The organism is Pseudomonas oleovorans subsp. oleovorans (assembly GCF_002197815.1).
Lineage (GTDB): Bacteria > Pseudomonadota > Gammaproteobacteria > Pseudomonadales > Pseudomonadaceae > Aquipseudomonas > Aquipseudomonas oleovorans.
This window is the reverse complement of record NZ_NIUB01000011.1, coordinates 1-15226: the sequence shown is the minus strand read 5'-3', so window position 1 is coordinate 15226 and position 15226 is coordinate 1. Positions and strand designations below refer to the sequence as shown.

General features: G+C 64.4%; 11 protein-coding genes. 9 read left to right on the top strand and 2 right to left on the bottom strand.

Features of this window, described 5'->3' with window-relative positions:
- The first annotated feature begins 14 nt into the window (after positions 1-14).
- The 6 genes from PSOLE_RS08465 to gloA all read left to right on the top strand — a co-directional run bounded on the left by PSOLE_RS08465 (position 15) and on the right by gloA (position 9566).
- Positions 15-1250: an ABC transporter permease gene (locus tag PSOLE_RS08465; RefSeq protein ID WP_074855350.1), complete on the top strand. Its 1236-nt coding sequence runs from the start codon at positions 15-17 to the stop codon at positions 1248-1250.
- 7 nt (positions 1251-1257) lie between these two features.
- Positions 1258-2112, top strand: coding sequence for an ABC transporter permease (locus PSOLE_RS08460; protein WP_074855349.1), 855 nt, complete (start codon positions 1258-1260; stop codon positions 2110-2112).
- A gap of 218 nt (positions 2113-2330) precedes the next feature.
- A complete protein-coding gene (ilvD, locus tag PSOLE_RS08455) occupies positions 2331-4169 on the top strand; it encodes a dihydroxy-acid dehydratase (protein ID WP_074855348.1) in 1839 nt (612 codons plus the stop codon).
- Between the two features lie 105 nt (positions 4170-4274).
- Positions 4275-8342 carry a DEAD/DEAH box helicase gene (locus PSOLE_RS08450; RefSeq protein WP_074855347.1) on the top strand — a complete coding sequence of 1356 codons (4068 nt, stop codon included), beginning with the start codon at positions 4275-4277 and terminating at the stop codon, positions 8340-8342.
- Positions 8342-8800, top strand: coding sequence for a metallophosphoesterase family protein (locus tag PSOLE_RS08445; RefSeq protein ID WP_074855346.1), 459 nt, complete (start codon positions 8342-8344; stop codon positions 8798-8800). Before PSOLE_RS08450 ends, PSOLE_RS08445 begins: the two co-directional genes overlap by 1 nt.
- Before the next feature lie 238 nt (positions 8801-9038).
- Positions 9039-9566, top strand: a complete 528-nt coding sequence (gene gloA / locus PSOLE_RS08440; protein ID WP_074855345.1) for a lactoylglutathione lyase — start codon at positions 9039-9041, stop codon at positions 9564-9566.
- 72 nt (positions 9567-9638) lie between these two features.
- On the opposite strand, the gene PSOLE_RS08435 is transcribed toward gloA, so the two are convergent.
- A complete protein-coding gene (locus tag PSOLE_RS08435) occupies positions 9639-10286 on the bottom strand; it encodes a YitT family protein (protein WP_074855344.1) in 648 nt (215 codons plus the stop codon).
- A gap of 112 nt (positions 10287-10398) precedes the next feature.
- The gene (locus tag PSOLE_RS08430) at positions 10399-10929 is read right to left on the bottom strand and encodes a dihydrofolate reductase (protein ID WP_074855343.1); all 531 of its coding nucleotides are present in this window, start codon (positions 10927-10929) and stop codon (positions 10399-10401) included.
- A gap of 115 nt (positions 10930-11044) precedes the next feature.
- Between PSOLE_RS08430 and PSOLE_RS08425 the strand changes: the two genes are divergently transcribed.
- The 3 genes from PSOLE_RS08425 to PSOLE_RS08415 all read left to right on the top strand — a co-directional run bounded on the left by PSOLE_RS08425 (position 11045) and on the right by PSOLE_RS08415 (position 15133).
- Positions 11045-12160, top strand: coding sequence for a glycerophosphodiester phosphodiesterase (locus tag PSOLE_RS08425; protein ID WP_074855342.1), 1116 nt, complete (start codon positions 11045-11047; stop codon positions 12158-12160).
- A gap of 45 nt (positions 12161-12205) precedes the next feature.
- The gene (locus PSOLE_RS08420) at positions 12206-13612 is read left to right on the top strand and encodes a DUF2868 domain-containing protein (RefSeq protein WP_172480651.1); all 1407 of its coding nucleotides are present in this window, start codon (positions 12206-12208) and stop codon (positions 13610-13612) included.
- A 138-nt stretch (positions 13613-13750) separates the two neighbouring features.
- Complete coding sequence (locus PSOLE_RS08415) at positions 13751-15133, top strand: GTPase/DUF3482 domain-containing protein (RefSeq protein WP_074855340.1); 1383 nt, start codon at positions 13751-13753, stop codon at positions 15131-15133.
- Positions 15134-15226: the final 93 nt, after the last annotated feature.

Below are 15226 nucleotides of genomic sequence, written 5' to 3'. Positions count from 1 at the left end.
TACGGAGTAACACCTTGTCATCCCTGACCACCAGCGAAGCCGGCCAAGCCGCCAGCGCCCGCCGCAAGAAACGCCTCGCCGCCTTTCTCTTCGTGGTGCCGCTGCTGCTGTTCATCCTCGTCACCTTCGTCGCCCCCATCGGGACCATGCTGTGGCGCAGCGTGTATCACCCGACCGTGGCCGAACTGATTCCGCAGACCCTGGCCGAGCTCGAACGCTGGGACGATCACAAGCAACTGCCGGACGAGAAGACCCTGCAGGTATTCGTCAGCGAACTGCACGCGCTCAACGAGCAACGCCTGTCCGGCAAGCTCTCCGAAGAACTCAACCGCGCCTATACCGGCATGTCCAGCGTGGTCAAAGCCACTGCCCGGCGCGTTGGCCGACTGGACGCCCAGGCGCTGCAAAGCCAAGGCGTGCAGACGCTGCTCGAGGCCCACCGCAACTGGAGCAAGCCCGAGCTGTGGTACGCCATCGAGCGCGCCGGCAAGGTTTACACCTACGATTACTACCTGACCGCACTGGATCTGGAGATGCACCCCGACGAGGGCATCCAGGCGCGCCAGGACACCCAGATCTACCTGCAGCTGTATTCCAAGACCCTGAACATGGCGCTGGTCATCACCCTGCTCTGCGCCCTGCTCGGCTACCCGCTGGCCTACTACCTCGCCGGCCTGCCGTCGAACCGCGCCAACCTGCTGCTGGTGCTGGTGCTGCTGCCGTTCTGGACCTCGCTGCTGGTGCGCACCACCTCGTGGATCGCGCTGCTGCAGACCAACGGCGTGATCAACTCCTTCCTCATGGGCATCGGCCTGATCAGTCAGCCCTTCGAGATGCTCTATACCTCGTTCGCCACCGTGGTGGCGATGACCCACATCCTGCTGCCGTTCATGATTCTGCCGCTGTACAGTGTGATGCGCGGCATCGACCCCAGCTACATGCGCGCCGCACTCAGCCTCGGCGACAAACCGATCCCGGCCTTCGTCCGCATCTACTTCCCGATGACCCTGCCCGGCCTGAGTGCCGGGGCGCTGCTGGTGTTCATCATCTCGGTCGGCTACTACATCACCCCGGCACTGGTCGGTGGCACCGACGGGCAGATGATCAGCAACATCATCGCCTTCCATATGCAGCGTTCGAACAACTGGGAGCTGGCCGCCGCACTGGGCTCGTTGCTGCTCGGGCTGATCCTGCTGCTGTACTGGGTGTACGACCGCTTCGTCGGCGCCAGCAACATCAAGTTGGGATGATGAGACGATGAAGATCCCCGCCTACTACGGCTTCTGGCACCACCTCGGACACTGGCTGCTCAAGGCCAGCTCCTGGCTGGTGCTGCTGTTTCTGATTCTGCCGATCCTGGTGATCGTGCCGCTGTCGTTCAACGCAGAGCCGTTCTTCAGCTTCACCGAAGGCATGCTCACCCTCGACCCCGAGGCCTATTCGCTGCGCTGGTACCGGGAGATATTCAACGATCCGAAGTGGATACTGGCGATCAAGAACAGCTTCTTCATCGGCATCCTCTCGACCATCCTCGCCACCATTCTGGGCACCTGCGCCGCCATAGGCCTGGCCCGCGATGAGATGCCGTTTCGCCGCTTCATCACCGCCCTGCTGCTATCGCCGATGATCGTGCCACTGATCATCACCGCCGCCGGCATGTTCTTCTTCTACTCCAACCTCGGCCTGGCCGGTGGCTACCTGGGCGTGATCCTGGCCCATGCCGCACTTGGTACGCCGTTCGTCATTATCACTGTCACCGCCACCCTCACCGGTTTCGACTACAGCCTGGCGCGTGCTGCGCTGAACCTCGGCGCCACGCCGATTCGCGTGTTCTTCGACGTGATCATGCCGCTGATTCGCCCCGGCGTGATCAGCGGTGCGCTGTTCGCCTTCATCACCTCGTTCGATGAAGTGGTGGTGATCCTGTTCATGGCCGGCCCACAGCAACGCACCATTCCCCGGCAGATGTTCTCGGGCCTGCGCGAGCAGATCAACCCGAGCATCCTGGCCATCGCCACACTGCTGATCCTGGTCTCCATCGCCCTGCTGGTCACCCTGGAACTGCTTCGCCGACGTGCCGAGCGGATGCGCGGGATCGAAATACCGCATTGAGCCGTCACGGGCCTGCGCACGACCGGCAACCTTCCCCCGCCAGCCCTGGCGGGCGTAGAATCGCCCCATTCCCCGCCCGGCATCCTCCGGCGGGCCTGTGAGCCCTGGCCGCACGAACGGCGATCCCGTTTCGTCATGCAGCCTCCTGACACCGCGGCGATCTGCCGCTCGACGACGCTCACCGCACACACAACCGAATTAGTCGCAGGAATACCGTCATGCCCGATTACCGCTCGAAGACCTCCACCCACGGCCGCAACATGGCCGGCGCCCGCGCCCTGTGGCGCGCCACCGGGATGAAGGACGAAGACTTCAAGAAACCGATCATCGCCATCGCCAACTCCTTCACCCAGTTCGTGCCCGGCCACGTGCACCTGAAGGATCTCGGCCAACTGGTCGCCCGCGAGATCGAGAAGCACGGCGGCGTGGCCAAGGAATTCAATACCATCGCCGTCGATGACGGCATCGCCATGGGCCACGACGGCATGCTCTATTCGCTGCCGAGCCGCGAGATCATCGCCGACTCCGTGGAATACATGGTCAACGCCCACTGCGCCGATGCCATCGTCTGCATCAGCAACTGCGACAAGATCACCCCCGGCATGCTGATGGCCGCCCTGCGCCTGAACATCCCGGTGGTGTTCGTCTCCGGCGGCCCGATGGAAGCCGGCAAGACCAAGCTGGCCAGCCACGGCCTGGATCTGGTCGATGCCATGGTCATCGCCGCCGACTCGACCGCCTCCGACGAGAAAGTCGCCGAGTACGAGCGCAGCGCCTGCCCGACCTGCGGCAGCTGCTCCGGCATGTTCACCGCCAACTCGATGAACTGCCTGACCGAAGCCCTCGGCCTGTCCCTGCCGGGCAACGGCTCGACCCTGGCCACCCACAGCGACCGCGAGCAGCTGTTCCTGCGCGCCGGCCGCCTGGCCGTCGAGCTGTGCCAGCGCTACTACGGCGAAGGCGACGAGTCGGTACTGCCGCGCAACATCGCCAACTTCAAGGCGTTCGAAAACGCCATGATGCTGGACATCGCCATGGGCGGTTCGACCAACACCATCCTGCACCTGCTGGCCGCCGCCCAGGAAGCCGAGATCGAGTTCGACCTGCGCGACATCGATCGCCTGTCGCGCAAGGTGCCGCAGCTGTGCAAGGTGGCGCCGAACATCCAGAAGTACCACATGGAAGACGTGCACCGCGCTGGCGGCATTTTCTCCATCCTCGGCGAGCTGGCCCGTGGCGGCCTGCTGCACACCGATGTGCCCACCGTGCACAGCCCGAGCATGGCCGACGCCATCGCCCAGTGGGACATCACCCAGACCCGCGACGAAGCCGTGCACCACTTCTTCAAGGCCGGCCCGGCCGGTATCCCGACCCAGACCGCATTCAGCCAGAGCACCCGCTGGGAAACCCTCGACGACGACCGTGCCGAAGGCTGCATTCGCAGCGTCGAGCACGCGTACTCCCAGGAAGGCGGACTTGCGGTGCTGTACGGCAACATCGCCCTCGATGGCTGCGTGGTGAAGACCGCGGGTGTGGACGAATCGATCCATGTCTTCGAGGGCAACGCCAAGGTCTTCGAGAGCCAGGACAGCGCGGTCAAGGGCATCCTCAATGACGAAGTGAAGGAAGGTGACATCGTCATCATCCGTTACGAAGGTCCGAAAGGTGGCCCTGGCATGCAGGAGATGCTCTATCCGACCAGCTACCTGAAGTCCAAGGGTCTGGGCAAGGCCTGCGCCCTGCTCACCGACGGCCGTTTCTCCGGTGGCACCAGCGGCCTGTCCATCGGCCACGCCTCGCCGGAAGCGGCAGCAGGCGGCGCCATTGGCCTGGTCAACGACGGCGACAAGATCCTCATCGACATCCCCAATCGCAGCATCAACCTGCTGGTCAGCGATGAAGAACTGGCCGCCCGCCGTGCCGAACAGGACAAGAAAGGCTGGAAGCCGGCCGCACCACGCGCGCGCAAGGTAACCACCGCACTCAAGGCCTACGCCCTGCTCGCCACCAGCGCCGACAAGGGTGCGGTGCGCAACAAGGCCATGCTGGACGGCTGATACCCGCCCCCTGCCTAAACTAAGCCCGGCCATGTGCCGGGCTTGGTCGTTTTATCGATAGCCACTACCATTTGCCCTCCGTCAGGTTGCCAGAGCCCCGTTCTTATGCCCAAGTCACCCGTCGCGTTTGAAGCCTTGCCGTATCACTTGCAATCGGTGCTATTCAACCTGGCGCCCTGTGTCATGGGGCAGAACAAAACCGCATTGCTCAAACACCTGCGCGCGCTCAACGTGCGCCTCTCCAGCTCACGGCAGCTTGATCACACATGCTTCAGCGAGGTGGCCAAGGAACTCATCGCAACCGGCTGGCTAACCCAGGGGCAAAGCGACAGGCACACCTTGTTTGGCATCACGCCGAATCTACGCAACGACGTACTGCTGCGTCTGTTCAAGTCAGAGGATCGCGTCGCATTGCTCAAGGCACATGTGCAACAGCTAACCCCGCTCGACACCTGGTCATCACCGTCCAGCAAACGGCTCATGGAGGAAGTCTGGCTGGCGATCATCGCTGACGATGCCGATTACCTGGCACAGGCGCTGGAGCAACTGGACGATGTGGTCCCCATCCATGAATCGCTGGAATGGCACCCGATCCGGCAGATGCTCAACGACGAAGCCGGGCAGACCCTCTTGGCCAGACTGTCCCTGCCGGTTCGCCAGCTACTGCTCGACGACCACCTGCAACTGGCCGCGATAGCCTGCTCACCGGCCGAGCAGAGCTATCGAATGGCCCTGCAGAGCCTGCAACAGCACAACGATATGGAGCTTGGCTTGCAGGTACTGCTGCACGCCCTGTGGCGCGGCGATCAGGCAACCCTCGAGCAGATGGCCCTTGAGACGCGCAGCCTGATGCATGTGATCATCAGCCTGTTCGCCAAGGGCGCCTTACGCGACATGCTGGCCGTGCTACGTGAGTGGATGGCCGATCTGCGCAAGCAGACCAAAAAGCGCAAGATCGACCTCCCGCCGACACTCAACGCGCTGTACTGCCTGGCGCTGATTCAGGAAAACGATCCCAAGCAGTTACCGACGCTCAAACAAGCCCTACAACTGGGCAGCAAACAGGGGTATGGCATCGCCTATCAGCTGCTGCTGAGTTTTCTCGACCTGCGCCAAGGCAGTCGACCGCCGCAGTTGCACAAACTGCCGCCACTGGCTCCGGGCCTGGATGGGTTGCTGCTGGGCCTGGCGCTGTACTGGCTGGATGAGCCGCTGGCCAGGCAAAAGGCTTGGCGTAACGCCTTGCAGGAACAGGCGCAGCAGCTATGTGAAAATGGCTATCGTTGGCTCGCCGATGAATACGAAGCGCTGATCAGCCGCCAATTCGGCGGCAGCGCGCCACTGCCTGATGGTGCGCTGCCCCTGGTAGACCTGTATCAGCGTCAGGAAAGCTGGCAACTGGCACTCAACGCACTGAGCCTGATCCGCTCACCGGCCAACCCGGTCAAGAGCGCCGAGCAACAAACGCGCCTGGCCTGGCTGCTCCACATGGACCGCTACAGCGGTCTGATGCTCGAGCCCCGCGAGCAAAAACGCAACGCCAAGGGGCAATGGAGCAAGGGCCGCCCGGTTGCCCTCAAGCGTCTGCTCGAGGACGGCGGCAGCCTGGACTTTCTCTGCGATCAAGACCGTGAGGCCAGTCGTCTGATCCAGGTCGAGAACAGCTATTACGGTGGTCGCCAGTACAGCCTGCCGGCTGCCATTGCACTGCAGCGCCTGGTGGGCCATCCCCATCTGTTCTGGCAGGACGCACCGGAGGTAAGAGTCGACGTCAGCCTGGGCGAGCCCGGCCTGCAACTCAAGGAAGACAAAGGCCAGATCAGCCTGCGGCTTCAGCCCGAGGGCATCGCCGACGGTGAGCTGCTGCTGGAGAAGGAAACCCCCACGCGGCTGAAGATCTACCCGGCCAGCAAGGAGCTGCGGCAGATCGCCGATATCATCGGTGACGGCCTCAACGTGCCGCTGTCGGCCAAGGCGCAACTGGTCGAAGCCATTAGCAGTATCGCCCCGTTGCTGCCCATCCACTCGGATATCCCGGAACTGACCGCGCACGTCGAAGAGATAGCCGCCGATACCCGCCTCTACGCCCACCTGCTGCCGTTGGCCGAGGGGCTGCGCTTGCAATTGCTGGTGCGGCCGCTGGCCGAAGGCGGCTGGTTCCGGCCAGGGCATGGCAGCGAGCGCCTGCTGGGTGAGCGCGACGGCAAAACCGTGCAAGTGGCGCGTAATCTCAAGCACGAACGCCAAGCCCTGCAACAGATCCTCGACGCCTGCCCAGCCCTGGCCAATGCCGACAGCGACGGTCAGGAGTGGCAACTGGAAAACCCGCAGGACGCCCTGCAGGTGCTCAGCGAGCTGCAGGCCATCGACGGCCAGCTACTCGAATGCGTATGGCCGGAAGGCGAGCGCATGCGCATCAAGGGCCGCAGCGAGATCCAGCACCTCAAGCTTGGCCTCAAGCAACAAGGCGACTGGTTCCAGCTTCAAGGCGAGCTGACCCTGGATGACGGCCGGGTGCTGCAGCTACGCCAATTGCTGGAGCTGCTCAAGGCCAGCCCTGGCCGCTTCATCACACTGGGCAGCAATGACTGGCTGGCCATCGGCAACAGCCTGCGCAAGCGCCTGGACGAACTGAGCCACCTGGCCGAACGGATCAACGACGACGGCCTGCGCCTGAGCCCGCTGACCACCCCGCTGCTCGCCGAACTGGCCGAGGAAGCTGGCGAATTCAAGGCCGGTCAGGACTGGCAGGCCCACCTGCAACGCCTGCAGTCCCTGCGGGATTATCAGCCAGCGGTGCCAAGCACCTTGCAGGCCGAGCTGCGTGATTACCAGCAAGAAGGCTTTGCCTGGCTGGCACGCCTGGCACAGTGGGGCGTGGGCGCCTGCCTGGCCGACGACATGGGCCTCGGTAAAACCGTACAAACCCTGGCCCTGCTGCTGTTGCGCGCCGCACAAGGCCCACAGTTGGTGGTGGCGCCGACCTCGGTAACCCTTAACTGGCAGGCGGAAAGCAATCGCTTCGCCCCGACCCTCAACATCCGCGACTACCAACGCACGCGCACCCTGGAAGGTCTAGGCCCACGGGATCTGGTCATCGTCAGTTACGGCCTGCTGCAACAGGATGCCGACGCATTCAGCAAACAGCCCTGGATCAGCGTGGTGCTCGATGAGGCGCAAGCGATCAAGAACGCCCAGACCAAACGTTCGCAGGCTGCCATGGCCCTGCAGGCCGACTTCCGCCTGATCGCCACCGGCACCCCACTGGAAAACCACCTGGGCGAGTTGTGGAACCTGTTCCGCTTCATCAACCCCAGCTTGCTCGGCAGCCAGGACAGCTTTAGCCAACGCTTCGCCACCCCCATCGAACAGGGCGATGCCTCGGCGCGGCGAGCTCTGAAGAACCTGATCCAACCCTTCATCCTGCGTCGCCTGAAAAGCCAGGTACTCGATGAGCTGCCCGCGCGTACCGAGATTACCTACAAGGTGCCGCTGTCCGAGGCCGAAGCCCATCAGTACGAAGCCCTGCGCCAGCAGGCCGTAGACAACCTCAGCGCCCCCGACGAAGAGCGCAGCCCGCTTCAGGTGCTGACCGAGATCACCCGCCTGCGCCGCTTCTGCTGCCATCCCTCACTGGTGATTCCGGGTAGCCCCCTGAGCAGCAGCAAACTCCAGGCCTTCGCGGAAATCGTCGAAGAGCTGTTGGAAAACCGTCACAAGGCGCTGGTCTTCAGCCAATTCGTCGACCACCTGAACATCGTCCGCGCCTGGCTGGATGAGCGCGGCATCCACTACCAGTACCTCGATGGCGCCACCCCAGCCAAGGAGCGCCAGAAGCGGGTCAACGCCTTCCAGGCCGGTGAAGGCGAGATATTCCTGATCAGCCTCAAGGCCGGTGGCAGCGGCCTCAACCTGACCGCCGCCGACTACGTCATCCACCTCGACCCCTGGTGGAATCCGGCAGTGGAAGACCAGGCCAGCGACCGCGCTCACCGCATGGGCCAACAACGCCCGGTGACCATCTACCGACTGGTTACGGAAAACACCATCGAGGAACAAATCGTCAGCCTGCACGCCCGCAAACGCGACCTTGCCAGCAGCCTGCTCGAAGGCGGTGAGATGAGCGGCAAGCTCGATGCCGATGCCTTGCTGGCACTGCTCAAGGGGCAGTGATGCGCATCGGCCTGATCGCCGACACCCACAACCTGCTGCGCCCCGAAGCGCTAGCAGCGTTGCAAGGCGTCGCTCACCTGATCCATGCCGGCGATATCGGCGGGCCGCACATTCTGGCCGATCTGGAACGCATCGCACCGCTGTCGGTGGTGCGCGGCAACAATGATCAGGACAGCTGGGCCGACGCCATCCCCGAGCGCCTGACGCTGACGCTTGGCGGCGTCACACTGCATGTACTGCACGATCTCAAGCAACTGGATATCGACCCGGCTGAGCAAGGCATCGACGTGGTGATCACCGGCCACTCACACAAGCCGCTGCACGAGGAACGTAACGGCGTGCTCTACCTCAACCCTGGCAGCGCCGGGCCGCGACGTTTCAAGCTACCCATCAGCGTGGGCATTGTGCATATCGAGGATGGCCGGGCACGGGCCAAGCTGATCACGCTGGAGGTGTAATGCGGGTGCTGGAATTGGTGGGCTGAAGCGGATCGCTGCCCGGCCCACCCTGCTCGATCGGGCATGGCTGTAGGGTGGGCTTCAGCCCACCAATCAAGACACCACGCTAGCAAGGCAGATGAAAGAGTCTCATCCACCCTGCTGTGACATTCGACCTTGAAAAACGCCATGGACTAAGCCATATAGGTAGACACGACCTTTCCGTGCCCTCCCCTTTTCCCGCCTGATGGAGAACTCCATGACCCTCGACGAGCTCAACGCCATCCCCGGCGTGACCGCCAAACCCGACGCAGCCACCGCCGACTTCGTCTACAACCACACCATGATCCGTGTGAAGGATCTGCAGAAGTCGCTGGATTTCTACACCCGCGTGCTGGGTTTCACCCTGCTGGAGAAGAAGGACTTCCCCGACGCCGAGTTCAGCCTGTACTTCCTCGCGCTGATCAATGACAAGTCGCAGATTCCGACCGATCCGGCTGCTCGCCATCAGTGGCGCAAGTCCATGCCCGGCGTGCTGGAGCTGACCTACAACTACGGCACCGAGAAGGACCCGGAATTCGCCTACCACAGCGGCAACAGCGACCCACGCGGCTTCGGCCACCTGTGCGTATCGGTGCCGGATATCAAGGCGGCCTGCCAGCGTTTCGAAGACCTCGGCGTGGACTTCCAGAAACGCCTGACCGACGGGCGCATGCGCGACATCGCCTTCATCAAGGACCCGGACGGCTACTGGGTGGAGATCATCCAATTCACCGAAGTGATCTGATTCTCGCCTCCGCGAATAACGAAACAACGAGGGGCTGCCTCCAGCGAGGCAGCCCCTCGTTCGTTGCGGGGTTCAGCTGACGCCGACGTAGCGGCCCGCCCGGTGATTGATCGCCAGCACCAGGTTGAGCATCACCGCCCCCAGTACCGATAGCAGCACCTTGTCTGGCGACACCACGAAGATCGCCGCCAGCACGATGCTCGCATCGATGGCCATCTGCACGGCCCCCGCACGCAGACCGAAGCGCTCCTGCATGTACAGCGCGAGAATGTTCACCCCGCCCAGGCTGGCGCGGTGGCGGAACAGCATGAGCAACCCCAGCCCCATGGCGGCACCACCGAACAGCGCGGCATACACGGAGCTGAGATGGGCAAAGGCGACCCACTGCGGCGTCAACTCGGCCAGTAGCGAAACCAGCAATACCGCGCAGCCTGTGCGCAAGGTGAAACCCCAGCCCATGCGCCAGATACCCAGCAAATAGAACGGCAGGTTGACCAGACAGAACACCAGACCGAACGACCAACCAGCCTGGTAGTTGGCGAGAAAAGCGAGGCCGACGGTGCCGCCCGTCAGCAACCCGGCATGGGTGTAGAAGGCGATGCCCAGCGCCACCAGAGCGGTGCCGAACAGCAGGGCCAGTGCATCTTCCCAGAGTGGATGGCGCACGAAGAGTGCAGCGACGGCGCTCGGACGCTCGTCGAGGGGCGATTGCTCAGACATGTAAAAACCTGCATCAGGATGCACGAAAGAGAATGACGGCAGAGGCAAGGCAGTGGCCATCACGGCGCGCAGGGGAGTCTGGCGGCAGAGACGGCCGGAAAGCGCGGCAGGATTATGCGCCGCGGCGCTCCCACACTTCGAAGGCGTAGAACGGTGTCTCGGCCGAAGCCGGGTGCTCGACGCTGGAGGTCATGCGCCAGGTAGCCTCGTCGATCTCGGGGAAGAAGGCATCGCCATCAGGCTCGAGGCCGACACGCGTCAGGTACAGACGATCGGCCTGGGCCAGGCCCAGCTCATAAAGCTGCGCGCCGCCGATCAGCATCAGTTCCTCGGCATCCTCTTCGCGCGCCCAGGCGTCGGCTCGTTCGATGGCCTCTTCCAGCGTCGCGAATACCTCGGCACCTTCCAGGGTCAGGCCCGCCTGGCGACTGACCACGATGTTGAGCCTGCCGAGCAATGGCCGACCGAGCGAGTCCCAGGTCTTGCGCCCCATGATGATCGGCTTGCCGAGCGTCAGCGCCTTGAAATGCTTGAGGTCCGCCGGCAGGTGCCAGGGCAGCTGGTTGTCGCGACCGATCACACGGTTGTGCGCGAGCGCGGCGATCAGGGAAAGGGGTAGAGTCATTTTCATGGCCGCGAGCATAGCAGAGCACCCAGCGGCCTCGCAGCCCACCTGTGGCCGAAGCAACGCTGTCGTCGTATCGTCACCTTCGCCGTAGCAGGCTAGCGGCTACATCCACGAGCAAGGAGCTAGCGTCATGTCTAAATCACTCTCTGCCTGGATATTGGGCGTCACACTGCTGCCACTGTCGGTCTTCGCCAGCCCTACTCAGGATAACGTCCAGGCCGCCATCGACTGGGCCCAGCAGCAACCCAGCGCCAAGCAACCCCAGACCTGGGACACCAAGGCTCCACTGGTGATCGCCCACCGGGGCGCCAGCGGTTACGCGCCCGAGCACACCCTGGCCGCCTACGCGTTGGCGGCCTTGCAAGGCGCCGACTACATCGAGCCCGACCTGGTGATGACGCGCGACGGCCAACTGGTCGCCCGTCACGACAACGAACTGGGATTGACCACCGACGTGGCGCAGCGCCCCGAATTCGCTGACCGCAAACGCACCCAGAGCGTCGACGGGCGCAGCCTGGAAGGCTGGTTCAGTGAGGACTTCACCCTGGCCGAGCTGAAAACCCTGCGCGCCATCGAACGCATCCCGCAGCAGCGGCCGGGCAATACCCGCTTCGATGGCCAGTTCGAGATTCCCACGCTGCAGGAGATCATTCAGCAACGAACCCTGGGTTTGTACCCGGAAACCAAGCACCCCACCCACTTCCAGCAACTCGACCTGGCCATGGAGAAACCGCTGCTGGCGGTGCTCGAACGCAACGGCTATGACAGCGCCGACGCGCCCGTTTTCATCCAGTCCTTCGAAGTGGATAACCTCAAGACGCTGAGCAAACTGACCCCAATCCGCCTGGTGCAGCTGCTCTGGATAGAGGGCCAACCCTACGATCAGCAGGTACTGGGCAGTGACCTTGGCTATCAACAGATGATCACGCCAGAAGGCCTGAAAAACATCGCGAGTTACGCCGCCGGCATCGGTCCGGAGAAAGGCATGATCATCCCGCGTGATGCCGCCGGTAACCTGACCGCGCCGACCAGCCTGGTACGTGACGCCCATGCTGCCGGGCTCAAGGTGCACCCCTATACCTTCCGCGCCGAGAACGCCTTCCTGCCCACCCGTCTGCGTAACGGCAGCGAACCGAGCGAGCGCGGCGATATCAACGCCGAGCTGCGCGCCTTCCTCGCCACCGGCATCGACGGCCTGTTCATCGACCAGCCGGATATCGCCGTGCGTTTGCGCGAGCAGCGCTGATTCGCACCGAGACGGATCAGGGGTTATTCTCAACCCCTGATCCGAATGACGAGACGCCGCGTGACAGACGCCTCCTCCCCTACACCCTTCCAACGCCTCTGGCTCAGCGAGACCATTCGCCTGCGCGAGGAACATGCCGGCCCACTCGAGGACGCCGAAGCCAATCGCCTGGCCCGTGCCGAGCAGGCTGAACTGACCGAGCGCATCCAGCACCGCGCCCTGCTGCTCGCCCGTCGTGATGGTCAGTGGCAGGCGCTGCTGCACTGGCTGCAGGGCGCACGCCTGGCCGGTCTGCTGCTGGCGCTGTTGGCCCTGCTCAGCGGCTTCGGTCTGGCTCTGGCCGCGTTGGGTGACGGGCGCCAACCCGTCAATGTGTTCTGGGCGCTGGGCAGCCTGCTTGGGCTCAACCTGCTGATGCTGCTTGGCTGGCTGCTGGGTCTGCTGCTGACCCGCGACCACCCTGGCGCGCTCGGTCGCCTGTGGCTGTGGCTTAGCGAGAAGCTGGCACGCGACGCCAGCGCCGCGCAGTTGGCCCCGGCCCTGCTGCTGATGCTGCAACGCCAACGCCTGACCCGCTGGGGGCTCGGCCTGATGGTCAACGGCCTGTGGACGCTGGCCATGCTCGCGGCATTGGCCACCTTGCTGCTGCTGCTCGCCACGCGCCGCTACGGCTTCGTCTGGGAAACCACCATCCTTGGTGGCGACACCTTCATCGCCCTGACCCAAACCATAGGCGCCCTGCCCGCGCTGCTCGGCTTCAGCCTGCCGGATATCGAGGTCATTCGTGCCAGCGGCGATACCGCCATCGCCAGTGAAGCGGCCCGGCAGAGCTGGGCCGGCTGGCTGGTCGGCGTGCTGCTGGTCTACGGCCTGCTGCCACGCCTGCTGCTGGCGCTGCTGTGCCTGTGGCGCTGGCAATCCGGCAAAGGCGCGCTGCGCCTGGATCTCGACCTACCGGGCTACAGCCTGCTGCGCCAGCGCCTGCAACCGGACAGCGAACGTCTCGGCGTCTGCGACCTGGCGCCAGCAGCTCTGCATCAGCCGCAAGGCGGCACCAATTCCCAAGCCGGCAGCGGCGCCCTCCTGCTCGGCATCGAACTGGACGAGCGCCGCCCCTGGCCGCCCGCGCCGCTGCCCAAGGGCGTGGCCGATGCCGGGGTGATTGACAGCCGCGAACAGCGCCGCCAGTTGCTCGAACAACTGACCCGCTTCCCGCCCGAACGCCTGGCCATCGCTTGCGACCCACGGCGCTCACCGGATCGCGGCACCCTGGCGCTGCTCGGCGAACTGGCACGTTGTGCGAGCGCCACGCGCATCTGGCTGCTACCGCCGACGCCCGGTGAGAGCCTGGACAGCGCGCGCCTGACGGACTGGCACCAGGCCCTCGGCACCCTAGGGCTGACCCACGGTGATACGGCGCCGCTGAACTGGCTGGAGAGCGGACATGACTAGAGAGCCGCAGGCACACAGGCTTCATGTAGGAGCGAGCTCTGCTCGCGAAGCTTTTGCCGTTTGCCATGGTTCGCGAGCAGAGCTCGCTCCTACCTCAATGCACGCTCTGCTTCCGGGCTACCCGGCCGAGACCACGCCATGAGCGCACCACTGAAACTGGCCCTGGTCGGCCACACCAATGTCGGCAAGACCTCGCTGCTGCGCACCCTGACCCGCGACGTGGAGTTCGGCGAAGTCTCACCGCGCGCCAGCACCACCCGCCATGTCGAGGGTGCGCGCCTGTCGGTGGACGGCCAGGCGTTGCTGGAGCTGTACGACACCCCCGGCCTGGAAGACGCCATCACCCTGCTCGACTACCTGGAACGCCTCGACCGCCCCGGCGAGCGCCTGGACGGCCCGGCACGCCTGGCCCGCTTTCTCGAAAGCAGCGAAGCGCGCCAGCGTTACGAGCAGGAAGCCAAGGTGCTGCGCCAGCTCATGGCCTCCGACGCCGGCCTGTATGTGATTGATGTGCGTGAGCCGGTGCTGGCCAAGTACCGCGACGAACTGGCGGTGCTGACCATGTGCGGCCGGCCGCTGCTGCCGGTGCTCAATTTCGTCGCCAGCGCCAGCCATCGCGAAGGTGAATGGCGCGAAGCCCTGGCTCGCCTCGGCCTGCATGCCCTGGTGGCCTTCGACAGCGTGGCGCCACCGGAAGATGGCGAACGACGCCTGTACGAAAGCCTGGCCCTGCTGCTGGAGCGTTCGCGTTCCCAGTTGCAACGCCTGATCGAGGATCACGAAGCGCAGCGCCAGGCCCGTCGTCAGGCAGGCAACCGACTGATCGCCGAACTGCTGATCGACTGCGCCGCCTGCCGCCGCAGCGTCGCCGCCCAGCCGGCGCTGGAACAGGGCGCCATTTCTGAGCTGCGCGATGCGATTCGCCAACGCGAGCAGCGCTGCGTCGAGGCTCTATTGCGCCTGTATGCCTTCCGCAGCAGCGATGCCAAGGCGGCCGACCTGCCGCTGCTCCACGGCCGCTGGGGCGACGACCTGTTCAACCCGGAAACGCTGAAGCAGCTCGGCATCAAGGTCGGTGGCGGCATGGCGGCCGGCGCCGCCACGGGCGTCGGCGTCGACCTGCTGGTCGGCGGCATCACCCTGGGCGCTGCCGCAGCGCTGGGCGCGGTGATCGGCGGCAGTGCGCAGACCCTGCGCAACTACGGGGAACGACTGAAGGGAAAACTCAAGGGCCAGCGCGAGCTGACCGTCGACGACGCCGTGCTGCGCCTGCTCGCCCTGCGTCAGCAGCAACTGCTGGCTGCACTGAACGTACGTGGACACGCCGCGATGGACGCCATCACCCTCAACGCACCTCAGGAAACCCTGTGGCGCCAGGGCAAGCTACCGGCGCCACTTAACGTGGCACGGGCGCATCCCGAATGGTCATCACTCAACCCCGGCGCGCGCCTGGAAGAGGCCGAGCGCGCCGAACAGGTAGAGCGTTTGTGCAGTGAAATCGCCATGCAATTGGTGGGCTGAAGCCCACCCTACAGGAGCGTATCGAAACCTCGCGTAGGGTGGGCTTTAGCCCACCACCTCACCGCCCACACCTCCCCGCTACTCCCCAAACTC

What these genes read in the sequence shown, in the direction of transcription:
- PSOLE_RS08460 (WP_074855349.1), top strand. Translation starts at nt 1,258, where the DNA reads ATGAAGATCCCCGCCTACTACGGCTTCTGGCACCACCTCGGACACTGG.
- PSOLE_RS08435 (WP_074855344.1), bottom strand. Translation starts at nt 10,286, where the DNA reads ATGTCTGAGCAATCGCCCCTCGACGAGCGTCCGAGCGCCGTCGCTGCA.
- ilvD (WP_074855348.1), top strand. Translation starts at nt 2,331, where the DNA reads ATGCCCGATTACCGCTCGAAGACCTCCACCCACGGCCGCAACATGGCC.
- PSOLE_RS08425 (WP_074855342.1), top strand. Translation starts at nt 11,045, where the DNA reads ATGTCTAAATCACTCTCTGCCTGGATATTGGGCGTCACACTGCTGCCA.
- PSOLE_RS08450 (WP_074855347.1), top strand. Translation starts at nt 4,275, where the DNA reads ATGCCCAAGTCACCCGTCGCGTTTGAAGCCTTGCCGTATCACTTGCAA.
- gloA (WP_074855345.1), top strand. Translation starts at nt 9,039, where the DNA reads ATGACCCTCGACGAGCTCAACGCCATCCCCGGCGTGACCGCCAAACCC.
- PSOLE_RS08420 (WP_172480651.1), top strand. Translation starts at nt 12,206, where the DNA reads ATGACGAGACGCCGCGTGACAGACGCCTCCTCCCCTACACCCTTCCAA.
- PSOLE_RS08445 (WP_074855346.1), top strand. Translation starts at nt 8,342, where the DNA reads ATGCGCATCGGCCTGATCGCCGACACCCACAACCTGCTGCGCCCCGAA.
- PSOLE_RS08415 (WP_074855340.1), top strand. Translation starts at nt 13,751, where the DNA reads ATGAGCGCACCACTGAAACTGGCCCTGGTCGGCCACACCAATGTCGGC.
- PSOLE_RS08430 (WP_074855343.1), bottom strand. Translation starts at nt 10,929, where the DNA reads ATGCTCGCGGCCATGAAAATGACTCTACCCCTTTCCCTGATCGCCGCG.